Source organism: Pseudomonas sp. UBA4194, from assembly GCF_002379585.1.
Taxonomy (GTDB): domain Bacteria; phylum Pseudomonadota; class Gammaproteobacteria; order Pseudomonadales; family Pseudomonadaceae; genus Aquipseudomonas.
Window position 1 is genome coordinate 74,758 of sequence record NZ_DFUE01000056.1, and the last position, 20,628, is coordinate 95,385.

General features: G+C 63.0%; 15 protein-coding genes and 1 pseudogene. 7 read left to right on the forward strand and 9 right to left on the reverse strand.

What is annotated here, in order from left to right:
- Positions 1-85: 85 nt before the first annotated feature.
- Positions 86-1,261 (forward strand): glycosyltransferase family 4 protein, encoded by a 1,176-nt coding sequence (locus B3397_RS14280; protein ID WP_414704389.1) that lies wholly within the window; start codon positions 86-88, stop codon positions 1,259-1,261.
- Here the strand turns inward: B3397_RS14280 and B3397_RS14285 are convergent.
- From B3397_RS14285 to B3397_RS14295, 3 genes are all read right to left on the reverse strand, one after another.
- Positions 1,254-2,357 (reverse strand): NADH:flavin oxidoreductase, encoded by a 1,104-nt coding sequence (locus B3397_RS14285; RefSeq protein WP_296251161.1) that lies wholly within the window; start codon positions 2,355-2,357, stop codon positions 1,254-1,256. The genes B3397_RS14280 and B3397_RS14285 overlap by 8 nt on opposite strands.
- A 180-nt stretch (positions 2,358-2,537) precedes the next feature.
- Positions 2,538-3,020 (reverse strand): glutathione peroxidase, encoded by a 483-nt coding sequence (locus tag B3397_RS14290; RefSeq protein WP_296251163.1) that lies wholly within the window; start codon positions 3,018-3,020, stop codon positions 2,538-2,540.
- A 163-nt stretch (positions 3,021-3,183) separates the two neighbouring features.
- Positions 3,184-3,669 carry an FKBP-type peptidyl-prolyl cis-trans isomerase gene (locus B3397_RS14295; protein WP_296251165.1) on the reverse strand — a complete coding sequence of 162 codons (486 nt, stop codon included), beginning with the start codon at positions 3,667-3,669 and terminating at the stop codon, positions 3,184-3,186.
- On the opposite strand from B3397_RS14295, the pseudogene B3397_RS14300 reads away from it, so the two are divergent.
- From B3397_RS14300 to B3397_RS14315, 4 genes and pseudogenes are all read left to right on the forward strand, one after another.
- Positions 3,638-3,736, forward strand: a pseudogene (locus tag B3397_RS14300) (DUF3565 domain-containing protein); the annotation flags it as partial. The gene B3397_RS14295 and the pseudogene B3397_RS14300 sit on opposite strands and share 32 nt — an antisense overlap.
- Positions 3,737-3,906: 170 nt before the next feature.
- Positions 3,907-6,039 carry a phosphate acetyltransferase gene (gene pta, locus B3397_RS14305; RefSeq protein WP_296251167.1) on the forward strand — a complete coding sequence of 711 codons (2,133 nt, stop codon included), beginning with the start codon at positions 3,907-3,909 and terminating at the stop codon, positions 6,037-6,039.
- Between the two features lie 51 nt (positions 6,040-6,090).
- Positions 6,091-6,240 (forward strand): hypothetical protein, encoded by a 150-nt coding sequence (locus B3397_RS14310; RefSeq protein ID WP_296251169.1) that lies wholly within the window; start codon positions 6,091-6,093, stop codon positions 6,238-6,240.
- Positions 6,240-9,488, forward strand: a complete 3,249-nt coding sequence (locus B3397_RS14315) for an ATP-binding protein (protein ID WP_296251172.1) — start codon at positions 6,240-6,242, stop codon at positions 9,486-9,488. The genes B3397_RS14310 and B3397_RS14315 overlap by 1 nt, the downstream gene beginning before the upstream one ends.
- A 62-nt stretch (positions 9,489-9,550) precedes the next feature.
- Here B3397_RS14315 and B3397_RS14320 read toward each other — a convergent pair whose 3' ends face one another.
- Positions 9,551-10,249: an OmpA family protein gene (locus B3397_RS14320; protein ID WP_296251174.1), complete on the reverse strand. Its 699-nt coding sequence runs from the start codon at positions 10,247-10,249 to the stop codon at positions 9,551-9,553.
- A gap of 291 nt (positions 10,250-10,540) precedes the next feature.
- Here B3397_RS14320 and vapB point away from each other — a divergent pair, with 291 nt between their 5' ends.
- Together vapB and B3397_RS14330 are read left to right on the forward strand one after the other, a co-directional pair.
- Positions 10,541-10,783 carry a type II toxin-antitoxin system VapB family antitoxin gene (vapB, locus tag B3397_RS14325; protein WP_296251176.1) on the forward strand — a complete coding sequence of 81 codons (243 nt, stop codon included), beginning with the start codon at positions 10,541-10,543 and terminating at the stop codon, positions 10,781-10,783.
- A gap of 19 nt (positions 10,784-10,802) precedes the next feature.
- Positions 10,803-11,204 carry a type II toxin-antitoxin system VapC family toxin gene (locus B3397_RS14330; protein WP_296251307.1) on the forward strand — a complete coding sequence of 134 codons (402 nt, stop codon included), beginning with the start codon at positions 10,803-10,805 and terminating at the stop codon, positions 11,202-11,204.
- A gap of 12 nt (positions 11,205-11,216) precedes the next feature.
- Here the strand turns inward: B3397_RS14330 and B3397_RS14335 are convergent, their stop codons facing one another.
- The 5 genes from B3397_RS14335 to B3397_RS14355 form a co-directional block, all read right to left on the reverse strand.
- Entirely contained in the window at positions 11,217-13,946 is a 2,730-nt protein-coding gene (locus tag B3397_RS14335; protein ID WP_414704390.1) for a LuxR C-terminal-related transcriptional regulator, read from the reverse strand.
- A 391-nt stretch (positions 13,947-14,337) separates the two neighbouring features.
- Positions 14,338-15,702, reverse strand: coding sequence for a DUF1329 domain-containing protein (locus B3397_RS14340; protein ID WP_296251178.1), 1,365 nt, complete (start codon positions 15,700-15,702; stop codon positions 14,338-14,340).
- A 26-nt stretch (positions 15,703-15,728) separates the two neighbouring features.
- Complete coding sequence (locus tag B3397_RS14345) at positions 15,729-17,606, reverse strand: DUF1302 domain-containing protein (protein WP_296251180.1); 1,878 nt, start codon at positions 17,604-17,606, stop codon at positions 15,729-15,731.
- Between the two features lie 335 nt (positions 17,607-17,941).
- Entirely contained in the window at positions 17,942-19,621 is a 1,680-nt protein-coding gene (locus B3397_RS14350) for a fatty acid--CoA ligase (protein WP_296251182.1), read from the reverse strand.
- Between the two features lie 113 nt (positions 19,622-19,734).
- Positions 19,735-20,364 carry a LysE family translocator gene (locus B3397_RS14355; RefSeq protein ID WP_296251184.1) on the reverse strand — a complete coding sequence of 210 codons (630 nt, stop codon included), beginning with the start codon at positions 20,362-20,364 and terminating at the stop codon, positions 19,735-19,737.
- Between the last annotated feature and the right edge of the window lie 264 nt (positions 20,365-20,628).

Below are 20,628 nucleotides of genomic sequence, written 5' to 3' on the forward strand. Positions count from 1 at the left end.
CCCGACAGCCCCGTCTGCGCAAGGATTCATAAATCCCTCACATAAGCGCCACACCTCCGCAATCCAGCCCCCTGAGACTGTTCCAATGACAGTCGCCCCGCTGCACATCACGCTCATCACCGAGACCTTCGCTCCCGAGATCAATGGCGTGGCCACGACCCTCGGCCGCCTCAGCGAGGGGCTGCGTGCTCGTGGGCATCATGTGGACCTGGTGCGGCCGCGCCAGGCCCATGACGATGGCCGCGGCAGTGACGATGAAGTGCTGCTGTGCCGCGGTTGGCCGGTGCCGGGCTGTCCCGGTGTGCAGTGGGGCCAATCGTCGATGCACAAGCTGCTGCGGCGTTGGCAGCGGCGGCGGCCGGACGTGCTGTACATCGCGACCGAAGGACCGTTGGGGTTCAGCGCGTTGCGCGCAGCAAGGCGCTTGGGCATCGCCGTCGTGAGCGGCTTTCACACCCACTTCCAGCAGTATTCCAGCCAATACGGACTGGGAGCGATGGCGCGGTTGCTGACCCACTACCTGCGCTGGTTTCACAACCATACCCGCACGACCCTGGTGCCCAGCGTGAGTCAGCGCGTAGAGCTGGAAAGGCGCGGTTTCGAGCGCTTGCAGCTGCTTTCGCGGGGCGTCGATAGCCAGCTGTTCCACCCGGCGCGACGCAGCCTGTCACTGCGGGAAAGCTGGGGCCTGGGCGCTGACGACGTCGCCGTACTCTATGTGGGGCGATTGGCCCCGGAGAAGAACCTGGGTTTGCTCAAGCGTACCTTCGAGCATCTGCGCATGCTTTACCCGCGCCGCAACCTCAGGTTGGTGATCGTGGGTGATGGGCCGCAGCGCGCTGCGCTGCAGCAACAACTGCCCGAGGCAGTGTTTTGCGGCACCCTGCGCGGCGAGGCCCTTGCAGAGCATTACGCAAGCGCCGATATGTTCGTGTTTCCCAGCCTTACCGAGACCTTCGGCAACGTCGTGCTGGAGGCCCTGGCGTCTGGGCTGGGCGTGGTGGCATACGACGAAGCGGCGGCGGCGCAGCACATTCGCCACGGCCATAACGGCGCGCTGGCGATGCCGGGGGACGAGGCAGCCTTCATCGAGGCAGCCAGCTGGCTACTGGAGGGCTGCGAAACCTTGCGCCGCGTACGTCTGAACGCCCGTCAACATGCCAGACGTCAGGGCTGGGAAGCCATCGTCGATCAGTTCGAGAGCCAGCTGGCGGGCGCCTGCCATGGGCTAACCGAGGCAGGCGCCGCCGCGATCAGGTGAGGCTCGACAGCGCTTCGCGGCTGAACGGCAAAATGTCCTGCTCGCGGCCTTCGCGCACTTTTGCCGCCCAGTCCGGGTCCACCAGCAGCGCGCGACCCACGGCCACCAGATCGAACTCCTCTCGGCCCAGTCGCGCCAGCAGGTTTTCCAGGCTGGCCGGCTGCGCGACCTTGTCGGTGTCGACCATGAACTGCAGGAACTCGCCGTCCAGACCGACACTGCCTACGGTGATGGTCGGCTTGCCAGTGAGTTTGCGCGTCCAGCCCGCCAGGTTAAGGTCGGACCCTTCGAACTCGGGCTCCCAGAAGCGTCGGGTCGAACAGTGAAAGATATCCACACCGGCGTCGCACAGCGGTTGCAGAAACTCGGCCAGCGCTTCAGAGGTCTGGGCCAGGCGCGCGCTGTAGTCCTGCTGCTTCCATTGAGAAAAGCGCAGGATGATGGGGAAATCCGGGCCGACCGCAGCGCGGATCGCCTGGATGATCTGCACCGCGAAACGCGCGCGATTGGCCATGCTCCCACCGTATTCATCGGTACGCTGGTTGCTGCCTTCCCAGAAGAACTGATCGACCAGGTAACCGTGGGCACCATGGATCTCCACGCCATCCATGCCCATCGCCTGGGCGTCGCGAGCCGCCTGGGCGAACGCGGCAACGACCTCGGCGATGTCTGCATGGCTCATGCCGTGGACCACGACGTTATCGTTCTTCACCTTCTGCATGGGGCCGTAGCCGGGCACGCTGGGGTCCGGTTCGGTACCCAGCTTGCGCACACTGCCCACATGCCAGAGCTGTGGGATGATCTTTCCGCCCTCGCCGTGCACGGCGTCGACCACTCGCTTCCAACCCGCCAGGGCATCTTCGCCATGGAAACGTGGCACATCGGGGTAGCCGTTGGCGGCCTTGTGGCCCACGGTGGTGCCTTCGGTAATGATCAGCCCCACGCCAGCGCCAGCGCGGCGCCGGTAGTATTCGACCACCTGAGCATTGGGCACGCCGCCAGGGCAAAACGAGCGCGTCATGGGCGCCATGACGATGCGCGAGGACAGCACCAGGGAGCCGAGGTGGAAGGGTTGGAACAGGGCTTGGGCTGACATCGGACATTCCTCGATTGAAGGTTCGTCGAGCAGCATAGTGGGACGACCGGGGCGCGCCCAGTATCATTGATGTGGGTGATGACGTGATGTGGGCTGGCAGGTCTGACGCTTTCGCGGCTTTACGCCGCTCCTACAGTTGCGTGTCGGCTTTACCGTAGGAGCGGCGTAAGGCTCTGGTTCTTAACCCAAAGCCTTCTCGATCGCTTGAACGAGGACCGGATCGTCTGGTGTGGTGCGCGGCGAGAAGCGCGCCAGCACGCGACCATCCTTGCCTACCAGAAATTTCTCGAAATTCCAGGTGATGTCTCCTGGAAACTCAGCGCCTTCCCCGGCCAACAGACGGTACAACGAGTGCCGCTGCTGACCGTTGACCTCCAGCTTGGCACCCAGCGGAAAGGTGACGCCGTAGTTCACGCTGCAGAACTGCTCGATCTCGGCCGCGGTGCCGGGCTCCTGCCCCGCGAACTGATTGCACGGCAGCCCAAGCACGGTGAAGCCCCGGTCCTTGAAAACCTGATAGAGGTTTTCCAGCCCGGCGTATTGTGGGGTCAGGCCGCATTTGGAGGCCACGTTGACCACCAGCACGACCTGGCCTTTGAATGGCGTGAGGGGCAACTCGCCGCCATCCAGTGTCTTGAGTTTGAGGTCGTGGAACGCACTCATGTAAAACCCCCATGCAGCGAAGCGGAATCGAGTGATCGACAAACCCGGAAACCTGCCCTGCAGATACACGAAAAGCGCTCATCCAGTCCGTCGAACACCTGGAATCAGGTGTTCGAGCAGCCTCGACCAGCGCCTTGCAGGCTATCCGGGCGTTGCGCGGATATCAGTGGTGGTGACCACCTTCGCCATGCACGTGACCGTGTGCGACTTCTTCCTGGCTGGCATCGCGAATGTCGACGACCTTGACCTGGAAGTTCAGGCGCTGACCGGCCAGCGGGTGGTTACCGTCGACAGTGACGTCGTCGCCGTCCAGGTCGCGGATGGTGACGATCTGCATCTGGCCATCGGGCGCGGACGCGTGGAACTGCATGCCCACCTCGAGTTCGTCGACACCTTCGAACATGCTGCGCGACAGGGTGCTGACCAGCTCGGCGGAGTACTCGCCGTAGGCTTCTTCAGGCTCGACAGCGACGTTCAGTTCGTCGCCGGTGGTCTTGCCTTCCAGGGCCTTTTCAAGGCCTGGGATGATGTTACCTGCGCCATGCAGGTACACCAGCGGCGCGCCGCCGGCGGAGCTGTCGATAACCTCGCCAGCGTCGTTGGTCAGGGTGTATTCGATGGAGACAGCCTTGTTGGCGGCGATCAGCATGGGGCGAGACCTTTTGCATAAGAATGTAGAACGACCAAGTGTAACCAAGGGTTCGCGCGAAAGCGAACCTGCCGGGCCATTGGTCGACGGGTCGCAGCCTTCAGACTGCCAGTGGCAGGGAGCATTTTTCTCCCGTCACCTGAAAGATGTGACTGTCGCCAGACCGATTCGTTTCTGCTTGCAGCCTGTAGCACGAAGCTTGTAGCGTGCAGCCCAAAGCTCACTCGAGAAGCTCGCATGCAAACTTTCTTTATCGCGCCGACCGACTTTGGCGTAGGCCTGACCTCCATCAGCCTGGGGCTGGTGCGCACCCTGGAGCGCGCCGGCTTGAAGGTGGGCTTCCTCAAGCCCATCGCCCAGCCCCATCCCGGCGACCTGGGACCAGAGCGTTCCACCGAGCTGATCGCACGTACCCACGGGCTGCAACCGCCCCGGCCGCTCGCCCTGACCCATGTCGAGCGTATGCTCGGCGACGGCCAACTGGATGAACTGCTTGAAGAAATCGTCACCCTTTACCAGCAGGCCTGCATGGGCAACGACGTGGTGATCGTCGAGGGCATGGTGCCCACTCGCCACGCCAGCTATGCGGCGCGGGTCAACCAGCATCTGGCCAAGAGCCTGGATGCCGACGTCATTCTGGTGTCCGCAGCCGAGAACGAAGTGTTGGCCGAGCTTTCCGGCCGCGTGGAATTGCAGGCGCAGCTGTTCGGCGGCCCCCGCGACCCGAAGGTGCTGGGGGTCATCCTCAACAAGGTGCGCACCGAGGAAAGCATGGAGGCCTTCGCGGCTCGGCTCAAGGAGCACTCGCCACTGCTGCGCAGTGGCGATTTCCGCTTGCTGGGGTGCATTCCCTACCAAGCCGACCTGAATGCGCCGCGCACTCGCGATGTCGCCGAGTTGCTGGGCGCTCAGGTGATCAACGCCGGCGACTACGAGCAGCGGCGCATGAACAAGATCATCATCTGCGCGCGCACGGTGCTCAACACCGTGCAATTGCTCAAGCCAGGCGTGCTGGTGGTGACCCCGGGCGATCGCGACGACATCATTCTGGCCGTGAGCCTGGCCGCCATGAACGGTACGCCGTTGGCCGGCCTGCTGCTGACCAGCGACACCCGTCCCGACCCACGCATCCTTGAACTGTGCCGCGGCGCCCTGCAGGCCGGCCTGCCGGTGCTGTCGGTGAGCACGGGTTCCTACGACACCGCGACCCTACTCAATCAGCTGAACAAGGAAATCCCCATCGATGACCGCGAACGCGCGGAGATCATCACCGACTTCGTGGCCAGCCATCTCGATGCCACCTGGCTGCACCAGCGTTGTGGCACACCGAGAGAGCTGCGGCTGTCGCCCGCGGTCTTCCGCTACCAGTTGATCCAGCGCGCCCAGCAGGCAAGCAAGCGCATCGTGCTGCCCGAGGGCACCGAGCCGATGACCGTTCAGGCCGCCGCCATCTGCCAGGCCCGAGGCATCGCACGCTGCGTCTTGCTGGGTCCGCAGGACGAAGTCCGGGCGGTGGCCGCCGCCCATGGCATCGAGCTGCCCGAAGGGCTGGAGATTCTCGATCCGGAGTTGATCCGTGCACGCTATGTGGAACCCATGGTGGCGCTGCGCAAGAGCAAGAACCTCAACGCGCCCATGGCCGAGCAGCAACTGGAGGACAACGTGGTGGTGGGCACCATGATGCTGGCCCTGGATGAAGTGGACGGGCTGGTGTCCGGTGTCATCCACTCCACCGCCAACACCATTCGCCCCGCCCTGCAACTGATCAAGACCGCGCCAGGCCGTCGCCTGGTGTCATCGGTGTTTTTCATGCTGTTTCCCGATCAGGTGCTGGTGTATGGCGACTGCGTCATGAACCCCCACCCCAGCGCTGATGAGCTGGCGGAAATCGCCTTGCAGAGCGCTGAATCCGCCGAAGCCCTGGGTATTGCCCCGCGCGTGGCGATGATCAGCTATTCCAGCGGTGACTCTGGCAGTGGCGAAGAGGTGGAAAAGGTCCGCGAAGCCACTCAGCTGGCTCGCGAACTGCAGCACGATCTGCTCATCGATGGTCCGTTGCAGTATGACGCCGCCGCCAACGAGACCGTCGCCCGTCAGTTGGCCCCGCACAGCCCGGTGGCTGGAAAAGCGACGGTGTTCGTGTTTCCAGACCTGAACACCGGCAACACAACGTACAAGGCGGTGCAGCGCAGCGCCGATTGCGTGAGCCTGGGGCCGATGCTGCAAGGGCTGCGCAAGCCGGTCAACGACATGCCTCGCGGCGCCCAGGTAGACGACATCGTCTACACCATCGCCCTGACCGCCATCCAAGCCCAGCGAGCGGAAGAGGCCGAGCGCGACCTTGCCGGACTCACGCGAGCGCCTGGCTGATTTGCGCAACCCCTGGGGTGGGGCCATGCTCAAGGCACGCCGCTGCGACAAATGTCAAAAGCGCGCAACCACCCGATCGGTGACGCCATGCTGCTCAGCCATACCACCATCGCCCCAGGCACGATCGGCCTGCCGAATGAGCACAGCATTGAGTACGGGATGCGCCAGGTGGATGTCGCCCGGCGCAGCCCGCCGGGTTGATGAACGTGCTGGCCAGGCGTCTGCCGCCCTGGGGCATGATGGCGCTGCTCGGGCTGCTCGTGCTGTTCGGCGCGCAGGTCATGGCCCAGCCGCCCCCCGAGCACTTTTCCCTGCTGGGCCGCTCCAGTGCCGCACAGGGCTGGGTGCAGCTGGATGCCCGGGATTGGCGCTGGCTGCGCAGCAAGGCTGTGTTACGTCTGGGCGATAGCGCGCCGGACTATCCGCCGTTCGCCCTCACCGCCAATGGCAAGGACTACGAAGGGCTGAGCGCCGACTATGCGGCGCTGATCGGCGAACTGCTGCACCTCGATGTGCAGGTTCGGCGCTATGCCTCAAGAGAAGCCGCCGTGCGCGCACTGAAAGACCAGGAGATCGATGCGCTGGCGACCGCCAATGGCTTCGAGGCCGCTGACCCGGCCCTGGTACTGACCCATGCCTATGCCGACGATCAACCTACCCTGGTCACGCGCACCACGGCGCCCGCCCCGTTACCGGCGGACCTGGCAGGCAAGACCGTGGCGATGCTCTACCACTACCTGCCACCCGAACAGGTCCAGGCGTTCTACCCCCAGGCCCGGATCAGGCTCTACCCCTCGCTGCTCAGCGCCATGGGCGCGGTAGCCTTCGGCCGAGCGGACGTGTATCTGGGTGACTCCATCAGTGCCAACTACCAGATTCACAACAATCAGTTGACCAACGTCGAGCTCAACGACTTCTCGCAAATGGCCGTACAGCCGTTCAGCTTCGCCCTGCGACGCGAAGACCAACGTTTGCTGAGAATCATCAACACTGCCTTGGATGCCGTGCCTGCCGATGAGCGCATCAGCGTATCGCGCCGCTGGAACGCCCTGGGCACCTCGATGGCGGGGCGCACCCGGCTGAGCCTGAGCCTCGACGAGCAGCGCTGGATGAACGAGCATCCGCGCGTTCGCGTCACCATCGATGAGCATTTCTTTCCGATGACGTTTCTTGATCGCGAAGGTGAGTTTCGCGGCATCGCCGCCGATCTGCTGGCCCTTATCAGCCTGCGCACCGGGCTCAGCTTCGACGTACGCACCGGCCAATCCCGTGCGCACATGATCGACCAGATCGACGGCGGCGAAGCAGACATGGCCGCGGCACTGTTACCCAGTATCGAGGGCGAAGGCGACGGCCGCCCCCACTTCACCCGGCCTTACCTGACGACGCCCTTCGTGTTGGTCACCGCGCGAGGCGACGATCGCTATCGAGAAATCGAGCAGCTGGCTGGCCGCCGTCTGGCGATAGAGGCCACCAGCCCGCTAGTCAACTGGTTGAGCAGCCAGTATCCCGCCGTCCAGTTGCTGCGCACCGATACCAGCGAAGAGGCCTTGGCGATGGTGGCGCGCGGCAACGCCGAGGCGGCGGTGCACACCCTTATCGTCGCCCGATCGCTGATCGCCCACGACTACCGCGACAGCCTGGAAATCAGCAGCACCCTGGGCATGACGCCCGCCAGCACCGCGCTGGCCGTAAGCCCGAACCAGCCGCACCTGTACTCGATCCTCGAAAAGGCCCTGTCGAGTATCTCACCCGAACAAATGGATACGCTCACCCAGCGCTGGCGCGGCGACCTGATCGTCGATGACAGCGACTGGCAGGAGCACCATCTCGTGTTATTGCGCAGCCTGGCGATAGCCGCTGCGGTGCTGCTGGTGGCATTGGCCTGGATCGCCTACCTGCGACGGCTGATCCGCAAGCGGCGGCACGCCGAAGCCGCTCTGCAGGCCGCCAAGGACGCCGCCGACGATGCCAACCGGGCCAAGAGTACCTTCCTGGCAACCATGAGCCACGAGATCCGCACCCCCATGAACGCGATCATCGGCATGCTCGAACTGGCCTCGAAAAAAGCCGAGCGCAATATCCTCGACCGCGTAGCCATCGATGTGGCAGCCGAAGCCGCGCAGAACCTGCTCGAGCTGATTGGCGACATTCTCGATCTGTCGCGCATCGAATCCGGACATCTGACACTGGCCCCGGAGCCTGCCAACCTGCGCGACCTGATCAGTTCGGTGGCGCGTATCTTCGATGGCCTGGCGCGGCAGAAGCACTTGACCCTCAGGCAAGTGCTGGAGCCGTCGTGCGACTGCCGGGTGATGATCGATCCGATTCGCTTCAAACAGATCCTTTCGAACCTGCTGGGCAACGCGGTGAAATTCACCAGCACGGGGGAAATCACTCTGCTCGCCTGCGCCGAAGCGGCAGGTGAGGGACAGTTGATGCTGCGCATGAGTGTTCAGGACACCGGCGTCGGGATATCAACCGCCGACCAGGCGCGCTTGTTCAAGCCCTTCAGTCAGGCGAGCAACGACCCTGAATCGGTGCGCAGCGGGTCGGGGCTCGGCCTGGTGATCTGTCGCAGCCTGTGCGAGCTGATGGGCGGTACGTTGACGCTCCACAGCGAGTCAGGCCAAGGCACGCGGGTGGTCGTTGTGCTGAGCTTGCCGCTTGCACATGACCCGACGGCACGCCCGGCGCCGCTCTCGGCCGAATCCACGGCACCGGCCTTGAATGTGCTGGTGGTCGACGACTACCCGGCCAACCGCTTCCTGCTGACTCAGCAGATGGGTTACCTGGGCCATCAGGTGCAGACGGCCGAAGACGGCAACCAGGGCTTGCAGCTGTGGCGCACCGGGCGCTTCAATGTCGTGGTCACGGACTGCAACATGCCGGGAATGACCGGCTACGCGTTGGCCCGAGCCATTCGCCAGGAGGAGCTCGAGCAGGATCTACCACCGGTAGTGATCCTGGGCTTCACTGCCAATGCACTGCCGGAGGAATACCAGCGCTGTATCGATGCAGGCATGGACGACTGCCTGTTCAAGCCCATTGGCCTTGAGGCACTGGCCGCTCACATGCCGGCTCGTGGCGATGCACTGGCCCCCGGCGCCTTCGACGAGAACCTGGGGCTGAGCACCTTCGTACACAGCGTCAGCGCCGACCCGTTGGCCCAGCGGGCGCTGCTGAAGGCGCTGGGCGACAGCATTGCCGAGGACTTGAACCAGTTGCTGGCCCTGCACAGGGAGAACGACCGGCCAGGCCTTGCTGACTTGGCCCATCGGATAGTGGGCGGCGCATCGATGGTGAATGCGCAGGACGTCATCGACGCCTGCCACGATCTGGAGGCTGTTTGCCGGGAGGCATCGACCTTGCCGCTGGCCGAGGTCGTCGAGCGCTTGCACGGCGTCATGCAGACGCTGGCGTTGGAGATTGCCCAGCACCTGCACTAGCCGCTTCGCCCGCGCAAAAAAAAATCCCGCTACAAGAGCGGGATTGGTGAGCCGGTTGCTGTTTACTGCTGCGGGTACTGTTGCCCTGGAATGGGCTTGAGGTTGACCTCGACACGACGGTTCTGGGCACGCCCGTTGGCATCGGCGTTGCTGGCAATCGGCTGATCGGGGCCGGCGCCACGAACCGAAAGACGCGAGGCGTCGACACCCTGGGACGTCAGGTAGGTGCTGACCGCCTGAGCACGCTGCAACGACAGGTCCATGTTGTGCTGACGGCTGCCGGTGCTGTCGGTGTAACCGACAATTTCAATGTTGTTCTCGTTGAACTGCTTGAACGAGCCGGCCAGGTTATTGAGCGGCGAATAGAAGCTGCTGCTGATATTCGACGAGTCGGTGGCGAAGGTGATATTGCCCGGCATGATCAGCTTGATCTGATCACCCTGGCGCTGAACTTCAACACCGGTGTTGGCCATGCTTTCACGCAGAGCAGCTTCCTGTTTATCGGCGTAGTAGCCGTAGCCTGCGGAAGCGGCACCCACTACAGCGGCGCCGATCAAGGCACCTTTGCCGCGGCTGTTATGGTCGATGGCTGCACCGGCGACGGCACCCGCCAGGGCCCCGAGTCCACCGTACTTGGCCGTCTTGCTGACACCGGAAGATCCCTGCGCCTGGCCCTGGTTGTCATAAGGGTTCTGCGAAGCGCAGCCGGACAACAGGGCAACGGCGGCGGCAACGGTGATCAAGCGACGCGAGACGAACATGGGCAGCTCCTACACTACAAGACAAGAATGCAACGGCGGGTCGTAGACCTCTGACAGGCTTGGAGAGCGAAATCGGCAAAAGATTCCGTGCCGCCATCAGCGCTGGCGCGCGCAATGGACAGTAAACAATCTTTCCAGCCTGCTGGTGATAGCCGCTCTATCATGCTCCGACGCGATTTCAAGGAAGATGAAAACGTGCCCCAATCCGCTCGCCTCAACATGAAACCGACCGCCACGGCTCGTATCCATATGCTAGCATATGGAGATCCATCCAGCCGCGAGGTGACGCACATGCGAACCGTGTCCATTTTCAAGAACAGTACCAGCCAGGCGATCCGAATCCCCAAGGACATGGAGTTCAAGGGCATTCAGGAACTGGAGATCCGCAAGGAGGGCGATACGTTGATCCTGCGCCCGGTGCGTCCCTCCTGGAGCTCCCTGGCCAATGAGGCCGCCGCCGACAGCGACTTCTTGCAAGACCGTCCTGACGTTGTCGAAGACGGCCGTATCGATTTGGGCCAAGGGGCGGAGTAGTCCGGTGAGCACAACCTACATGCTGGATACCAACATCTGTTCATTCATCATGCGCGAGCGGCCTCGTGCTCTGCTGGAGCGGCTCGAAGCGTGCGTCGGTCAACGTGGAGTGGTCGTGGTGTCGGCGATTACCTACGCTGAAATGCGCTTCGGGGCAACGGGTCCGAAGGCCTCGCCCCGCCATGGCGCGCTGGTGGATCAGTTCGTGAAGCGCCTCGATGGTGTGTTGCCCTGGGACATGCACGCCGTCGATGCGACAACGCAGATACGGGTTACCCTCGCCCAGGCCGGTACGCCGATAGGCAGCAACGATGCGGCTATTGCCGGTCACGCCTTGGCCACCCAGTGTGTGCTGGTGACCAACAATGTCCGAGGATTCCAACGGGTCCCGGGGCTCAACTATGAGGATTGGACACGGTAGACGGCACGCCGCCTAGCCAAGCAACCCGAGCGTCTTCGCCCGAGCGACCGCCTGGGTGCGCCGCTCCACCCCCAACTTACCGTTGATATGGCTGGCATGGGTCTTCACGGTGTGCAGCGAGATGAACAGTTCCTCGCTGATTTCCTGATTCGAATGCCCCAGGGCAATGAGCCGCAATACAGCCAGCTCTCGGCTGCTCAGTGGGTCGTTGACACCCTGAACAGCCGGCACCCGAGCATGCTCCGGCAGCAGCTTCAGCAATGCCTGCTGCACAGGGCACGGCGGGCGCCGCAGCAGTTGCTCGCGCACCCACACCGGATGGCTGTTGAGCAGAACGTGCAACGGCTGCAGGCCACCGCCCAGGGTCGCCTGCAAGGTGTGTGCGAACAGTTGGCAGGCCTCGTTCTCTTCGCCCTGCTCGAGCGCCAGCACGACCGATTGCGCCAGCGCGTGTGCGGTGAGCAGATGGCCACCGCTGTCGCTGCCCTGCTCGGCCAGCCGACGCAAGCGTTGTTGTGCCTGCTCGGGGCAGCCTTGCAGACGCTCCAGCAGGGCCCGTTGCAGTTCGATGTGCAGAGGCAATTGTGGATGAAACTCGGGGGCGGCCGCTGGCTGTGCCCCGCCGTAGGTCTGGGCCAGGCGCAGCAACCATACTTCTGCCAGATCGAGATGGCCTTGGGCGAGCCACAATTCACATTTGAAGACCGTGATCATGGCCAGGTAATACACCGGCGGCACGTCCCAGATGTGCATCAGCCGTTCGGCTTCGGCCAACTGCGCAAACGCTTCGGGATAATGGCCATCGCGCCCGTCCAACGCCGCCAGGACGCAATGACCGATCAGCACGCTGATGTCGCGACAGGCCCGGGCTTCCACCAATCCCGCCTGCAGGTGCGCGCGGCCTTCGTCGGCCTTCAGGCACAGCGTCAACAGGTAGCCCTGGTAAAGGGTCAAGCGCCCGCGCACGGCATACAAACGCTCCACAGGCAGCCCCTGCAAGCGTGCAAGACCACTGCGAACCTCTTCCAGCGCCCGGGATATCTGGCCGCGCGCCTGCAGCACACGAGCGCGGTCGTAGTGGGCCAACGCTTCGAACAACGGGTTGCCCACGCGCTGGGCCAGCTCCAGGGATTGCCGATTCAACGCCCGCGCACGCCAGAAATCGGTATCGGCAATGGCCAGGTTGGACAATGTCGACAAGCACATCAGCCGTTGCCCGTAGCGTTTGTTCGGCAGGCTTGCCAATGCCTCGGTGCAGTAGGCCAGGGTTTTTTCCCGATCCCCGCGGCCCCGCGCAATGATCCCGCTCAAGGCCAGCCACTGGGCCAGCATGGAGCGCTGAGCCGTTGCCGACGGCGCTGGCAGGAATCGACCCAGATGACTGGCCAGCGCCTGCGCCGCATCGAGCTGACAGGCCAGGCCCAGCGCCCAGCTGTACAGCACGATAAGCCTGGGGGTACTGACCAGCAGGCTGTCGGGCAGGTCCATTTTCCAACGCAGGAGCATGCCGACGTTCTGCTCGGCCAGTAGCTGCTCTTCCGAAAGGTTCTGCACCAGGTTGGCGGCCACGTCCAGGTGACCTGCGCGCAGGGCCTGCTCGACCGCTTCATCCAGCAGCCCTTGTTGGCCGAACCAACCGCAGGCGCGCAGATGCAAGGTCGCGGGCTGCACGCTGATATCCGCCCCCTGACGCGAGCGCAGCAGGTCGGAAAACAAGTGGTGGTAGCGGAACCACTCGCCTTTCTCGTCCAGCGGCACCAGAAATACCTGATGGGCCTTCAGGTAGGCCAGCATCGCGGCGCTGTCGTGGCTGTCGCGCATGGCATCGCACAGCCCTACGCAGAAGCGATCCTGGCAGGCCGTGTCATACAGGAAAGCCTGAATGTCCGGCGGCAAGCGGTCGACAACCTCTTCAAGCAGATAGTCGCGCAGCAGGCCCTCACTGCCATTCAGGCGCTGCGACATGGGGTTCTCTGGCGCCGCTTGTCCGGCCGCCAGTTGCCAGAAGCGCAAGCCTGCCACCCAGCCTTCGCTGCGCTGGATCAACGCCCGCAGCGCCGGGGCGGGCAGTTCACTGGCCTGCCTGCCAAGCACGGCGATAGCTTCGTCGTGGCTCAAGCGCAGATCCTGCTCGCCCAGCTCCAGCAACTGCCCGTGCAGGCGCATGCGCGCCAGCTGCCAGGCCGGTCGCTGACGGCTGGTCACCAGCACCTGCAAACCCTCGGGCCGCTGCTGCAGCAGGAACTGCAAGCACGCATCGAGCACTTCGCCCTGAGCCAGATGATAGTCATCCAGCACCAGCAGCAACGGACGTTGCATGCTGAGGCACGGACGCAATTCTTCGAAGAGGCCTTCCAGCCAGTGCTCGAAAGCGAAAGGTTGATGACGCTGGCGCATGCCCAACAACACAGCGGCAGGGCTGCCAATCTCGGGGAAATGCAGTTGCAGGCCTTCGAGCAGCCGTTCCAGGAAGCGGCCGGCGTCGGCATCGCGTCGATCAAGGCTGAGCCAGAGGCTTTTCCAGGCCGGCGGCAGGTTCTGGCAGAACTCCACCGCCAGCGAACTCTTGCCAAAGCCGGCTGGGGCGCACAGCAGCAACAGATGCCCCCCCGCAGCGGCCAGCCGTTCACACAGCGCCGGGCGAGCCACATGGCCCTGGGGCAAAGGTGGGCGGAAGCTGGTTCTGCGCGGCATCGCGGCGACAGGATGCGCGATGGCTGGCGTGCTGGACAGATCAGTCATGGCCGGCTCTTGTTAGTGCTGCTTCGGCTAGGTGATGTCCGCAGACTAGCGGGTAATTCGAGGTAATTGAATATGGGCAGGGTTATTTCAGTGGGGGAATGCAACAAAGTGTGACAGGTGCAGGCGTCGGTGCCTGTGCCGGCCCCATCGCGGGTAGAACCCGCTCCCACAGGGTTCGGCGCAGGGGGCTTGAAACGGAACAGGTCTGATGACACAGAGGGACATTGCAAGCCTCGCTTGCCATGCCCCCCTGTGTAGCCACACCTCCTGTCCTGTGCAGGCACACTCCCTGTTCTGTCTACACACACCTCCTGTGTCTATACACCCCTCCTGTGGGAGCGGGTTCTACCCGCGATGAGGCCGGTACAGCCCCGCCACCATCACGGTCGAATCACCGCACGCCATCCTGACGCAACGCTGCTGGCGTGAAGTCAGCCGTGGTGGCAGTGAACCCGAACTCGTAGGCCTGCTTCTCCTCGTTCTTCATGCCCAGCGCCAGATACCGCCCGGACTGCAGGTCGTACAGCGTCTCCAGGGCATACCAGGGCACCTGCTTGTCGTAGTAGTTCTGGGCATGGGCTTCGGCTACGCGCCAGAGCTGGCCACGGCCGTCGTAATGATCGATCACTGCCGCCTGCCAGGTGTCTTCGTCGATGTAGAAGTCACGCTTGGCGTAGATATGCCGCTGACCGGGCTTCAACGTCGCCACCACATGCCACACGCGACGCAGCTCGTAACGTGCCAGGTCCTGGTTGATGTGTCCGGCCTTGATGATGTCGGCGTACTTGAGGCTCGGCGAGTCCAGTTTATAGCTGTCCTGGGCGGTGAACATTTCCATCTTGCCCTCCAGCTTCCAGTCATAGCGGTCCGGAGCGCCGTTGAACATGTCCAGGTTATCGGACGTGCGCAGGCCGTCCGCCGCAGTACCCGGTCCGTCGTAGGCCACCTGCGGCGCGCGTCGTACGCGGCGCTGGCCGGCGTTGTAGATCCACGCCTGGCGCGGCTCGGCCACCTGATCGAGGGTTTCGTGGACCAGCAGCACGGTCCCGGCCAGACGCGCCGGGGCGGTAACGCTCTGCTTGAAATAGAACAGCACGTTGCCTGGATTCTTCGGATCGAAATCCTTCATCTTGTCGCGGAACACGAACTGGTCCTGGAAGTACACCAGGCTGTAGGAGCCATTGGGTTGCGGCGTCGCCTGGGTGACCCGACGCGTCACGCTGCCACCGCGGTAACGGGTGATATGGTTCCAGATGACTTCCATGCCACTTTGCGGAATGGGAAACGGCACGGCGGTCTGGAAATTCTCCAGGCCGTTGCCTTCACCGATCAGCTTGGTGCTGGTGGCGTTCTGCTTGATGGCGGCGAACACCTCATCCGGCACCGTGGCACCCCGATGAGAGGGATAGACCGGCATCTTGAAGGTCTCGGGGTAACGCTTGAACATCGCGTACTGCCCCGGGGCCAGCTTGGCCTTGTACTGCTCCACATTCTGCGCGGTGATGGTGAACAGTGGTTTCTCGTTGCCATAGGGGTTGGAGAGAAAGCCCTTGGCGTCGGCCGTACCGGCGTTTTTCGCCATTGGCGTCCACGCCGGGATCGAGCCGTCGGCGTTGCCGGCTTTCTCGGCGCCCATGGGCGTCAGGGTCGTCCCCAGCTTGGCAGCCTCACTGGCCGACACCGCCGCCATCACACCGGTGGCCATCAGCGACAATCCCAGCACACCTGCCTGCATCAACATTCTGCTTTTTTTCATGTGTTTGTCTTCCTGAAAGACCGACCTTAGAAGTTCACGCCGAAGCTGAGCGCGACGAAGTCGCGGTCATCCACGGTGGTGTACTTGCCGTCGAAGAAGTTGGTGTAGGAAAGGCTCGCGGTGTAAGTGTTCTGGTACTCCGCATCCAGGCCCAGGCTGACCGCCTTGCGACCCTCTTCGAAGTTGCCCCCAGGACCCGGCGAGTAACCGGACACGTCATGGGACCACGCTACGCTGGGCTTGAGATTGACCCCCGCCACTACGCTGTTGTAGTCCCAGATCGCCCTCGCGCGGTAGCCCCACGACGTGGTGGTGGTGAAACCACCGTTGGTGCAGTTGCGTGAGCGGTTGTTGGTTGCAGCGCCTAGCCCGGCGCCATTGATAGTGCTGGTGTTGAGAATCTGCGAGCAGGTGTTCAGGGCGCCCGTGGCCGGCAATGCACCTGGACCGAACACCGGGTCGCGGCCGTAGCGCAGCTCGGAACTGCTTTCCAGGCCGCCGACGTGGGTCACGCCCACCTCGCCCACCACGGTCAGACGCTCGGCACCCATCACCTGGTCGAAGAAGTGAGTCAGTGTGGTCTGGAACTGGGTGATTTCCTTGCGCCGATAGCCGGGAAGATCCTGCCCTGGTGTACCGCTGATCAGCGAGGCGTTGGTGAACGCCCCGCCCAGAGGACGCACGCCCGCGTAGAGAATGTCTGTGGTGTTGAGCTGCACGGGCGCGTTGGGCCGGTAGCTCAGCTCGCCGCTCCATGCCGTGCCGGTGGGCAAGGTGGTGGAAAAGCTCAGGCCATAGAGGCGAATGTCTTCGGGGTACTCCACGTAATAGCTCGAGTTGCCAGCCACGATCAACGGCGCCAGCGCACCCGCCCGGGCAGCGGCGGCATAAGCGGCCGGGGATGCAGCTTTACCGCTGAAGATCGGAGCGCGGCTGTGGTAGTTCATGAAATAGGCACCGAACTCGGTGTCCAGCGGGTCGTAGTTGTAGCGAAAGGCGACACCGAACTGGCCGCCGTCGCGAGCATCGCGGTCGGGGCCGCGGCGCACCAGCACGCCTTCGCTGTTGATGTCCACCCCCGAAGCGGTCAGCAATGGCAAGGCTGCGCCAGGAATCGTCGAGCGTGTGTTGAGCAGGCGCAGGTTATTGCTGCAGCCGTCGGCAATCACGTCCGGCTGGGAGAAGAACGTGCCGCAGTTGTCGACGACGGTCTGATCCCATTCCAGTTGGTAGAAAGCTTCGGCCGACAGGTTGTCGGTCAGGCTCTGAGACACGTAGAACATGTTGACCGGGATCAGCCCTTCCTTGACCTCAGCCCCTGGGCGACGGAACGCGGCGACATCGATCGGGTTGATCGAGTTGATACCATTCTGGATGAAGGTGCTCTCACCCCAGCTGACGACCTGCTTGCCCAGGCGTACGGAGCCCGGCTGATCGGCAATCGCATAGTTGTGATAGACGAAGGCGTCGAGGATCTGCCCGCCGGAAGACTGCGCGCCTTCCTTGCGGTTCGAATCGCTGATGTCCTTGAACTGTCGACCTTCGTCCTTGAGTTCGAAGTCGTACCAGTACTTGCCGCGAATGAACACGCCGGTATCGCCGTACTTGAGCTCCAGGTCGTGCAGGCCCTTGAAGATCTTGGAGAAGGTTTCGCCCTTCTTGAAGTTCAGGTGACCGTCGTCGGAGGTCTGCGACAACCCGTGCCCGCCGTTGTTGACGCCGATCAGGTTCTTGTTCGGACTGGCGGTGGACCAGCTCGCGCCAACCGACAGCGAGGAGTCGAATTGACCTTCGATTTCACCGATGTTGAAACTGACGGCAAAGGCCGGCGCGGCCAGGGATGAAGCGATGCTGACGGCCAACGGCAGTTTCGCCCGGCGCCAGAAAGGATTTGCTGAGGTCATCGACGCTACTCCATGTTCATTATTGTTATGGCAGTGAGCCCCTTGGAAAACCTTCGGCCAGGCGCCTGTCCAAGTCCCCGCGAACGGTCGAAGTCGTGTATCGCCAGCGTCGCGCGACGTGACAAAGGCGATACATCTGTGCAAACGACTATAGCTAGCGGCCACCACTGCATGATCCCTCTAAAGTGTGATTTGCAGCGCCGACCCGCAGGCGTGAGTCATGAGCTGTCTTGCCGTTATCGGCAGGCGCAATCATGGCTTAATTTAACGGCTTGGCAAGGCGACGAATGGCCACGAGGTGTCTGCCGCGCTGGTTTCAGCGCGGCGCAAAGGGATCAGAGGGTCGACAGAAAGGTACTGTTGGCAGCTTGCCACTCAAGTATTTCAACACGTATCCGTTTCTTGTCGAGCTTGCCGACGCTGGTCTTGGGAATTTCTGTAACAAGGGCGATCTGGCTTGGAATCGCCCACTTGTTGATGTGTCCCAATTCCACGAATGGCTTGAGATGTTCCTTGAGCTCGGCGGCGCTCAGCGCCTGCCCTTCATGCAGTACCAGCAGGGCAAAAGGCCGCTCCCCCCATTGCGGGTCGGGAATGCCCACCACTGCTACTTCGCGTATCGCGGCGTGGCGACTGATCAGGTCTTCCAGTTCCAGGGACGATACCCATTCACCGCCCGTCTTGATCACGTCCTTGATGCGATCACGAATATCGATCACGCCCATGGCGTCCAGCGTGGCGACGTCACCGGTGTGCAGCCAACCGCCTTGCCACAGTTCGGCGCCCTTTTGCGGCTCGCGGTAGTAGCCCATGGTCAGCCAGGGCGCGCGCAACACCAACTCGCCCTGGGTCTGGCCGTCGGCGGGCAGAAAGTTGCCTTGGGTATCGACGATGGCCGTTTCCACCAGGGGCACCGGCACACCGGCCTTGATCCGATAGGTGATGCACTCGTCGTCACCGCTGTCCAGCAGCTCTTCGTTCAAGTGCGCGCAGGAAATCAGCGGGCAGGTTTCCGACATGCCGTAGGCTGCCGTCAGCTGGATACCGCGGGCTTTGGCGGCCTGGTACAAGGCGCGGTTCAGTGCGCTGCCGCCGATGATGATCTTCCAACCCTTGAAATCCAGATCGGCAGCTGCCTTGCAGTTGAGCAACATCTGCAGAATGGTGGGCACGCAATGGGAGAACGTGACCTTTTCCCGCTGCCACAACTGGACCAGCATGTCGGGCTCGTAGCGACCGGGGTAGACCTGCTTGATGCCCATCATGGTGGCGGCATAGGGGATGCCCCAGGCGTGCACGTGGAACATCGGGGTGATGGGCATGTAGACGTCGTTGGTGCCCAGTAACCGAGTGCTGTCTACGCTGCCCACCACCGCCGCCTCGGTCAGGGTGTGCAGGACCAGCTGGCGATGGGTGAAATACACGCCCTTGGGATTGCCCGTCGTGCCAGTGGTGTAGAAAGTGGTGGCCACCGAGTTTTCGTCGAAGTCGGGAAAATCATAGACGGGGCTGGCCGCTTCCAGCAATTGCTCGTACTCACCGATGAGTCCCGGCAGGTCGGCGCTCTTGTCCGGACCGTCGGTGAGCAACAGGGTTTTTTCCACCGTCTTGAGATGGCCGGCGATACCGTTGTACAGCCCGATGAAGTCGCTGTTGACCAATACGAACTTGTCATCGGCGTGGTTCATGGTGAACAGGATTTGTTCCGGCGACAGCCGTACGTTGATGGTATGGATGACGGCACCGATCATCGGCACCGCGAACATGCATTCCAGGTAGCGATGGCTGTCCCAATCCATCACCGCCACCGTGTCGCCTGCCCTGACCCCGGCCTCGGTCAGCACATTGGCCAGCCGCGCGATGCGCTCGCCCAAGGTCAGATAGCTATAGCGCAGCTGGTCGCGGTAGACGATCTCGCGGGTTTTCTCGTAACGGCGCCCCGACATCAGCAACCGCTTGATCAGCAGCGGGTATTGGTAGGCCCCTTCGGCCGGCGGAATCACGCGAGTCTGCATCGTGGGGCTCCTGTTTCTGAGTGCGAGGAACGTGGCTCGTTTCTACACTCTAGTTGCCCTTGGACGCTGTCAAATCAGCCAAAGGGATGATTCGACAGCACACACGTTGCCGATCAGTGCATTTCGGTCAGGGCGATCTTCACCCCGAGTGCCACCAGCACGGCGCCCATGGCCCGATCGAACCAATGGCCCATGCGAGCGAACCCGGCGCGCACGCGCGCCTGGCTGAACAGCATGGCCACCAGGCAGAACCAGGCGCCGGTGGCCACGGCCAGATAGACGCCATAGCCGGCCTGCACCAGCAGCGGCGTATGGGGGTTGATGACCACGGTGAACAGGGAGAGGAAGAACAGCGTGGCCTTGGGGTTCAGGCCGTTGGTCATGAATCCGGCGACGAAGGCGGCCTTCGGGGTGCGCTCGACGTGCTGCGCCACTGGCGCATCGGTGGTGGCGGCGGCGGGCTTGGCGCGCAGTGCCTTGTAGCCGATGTACAACAGATAGGCAGCGGCGGCCCACTTCAGGATGTTGAACAGCACGATGGACTGAGACACGATCAAGCCGATGCCCAGCAACGAATAGCCCACGTGCAGGAATATCGCGGTGCCCACGCCGCAGGCAGTCCATGTGCCGGCACGACGGCCGTGGGTGACGCTTTCGCGGACCACCACGGCGAAGTCAGGGCCCGGGCTGGCCACCGCCAGCAGATGGATGAGCGCAACGGTGAGAAATTCTGTCCAGTACATGGGTGGGGGCTCCGCGGGGCAGTTGTTACAAGATTGTTCCGGGGGGATACCTTACGCGGGATGGGAGGGATTCGACAGGTACAGTTGGGGGTGGAATCTGTTGCATGGGCTGGTTGCGGCATGGTTTGGGGGCGGGGGTGAATGGTCCCCTCACCCCAGCCCTCTCCCTGAGGGAGAGGGAGCCGTACGCGGTGTGCTTCTAGCCCCTCTCCCTCAGGAAGAGGGGGCCGTACGCGGTGTGTGTGCTTCTAGCCCCCTCTCCCT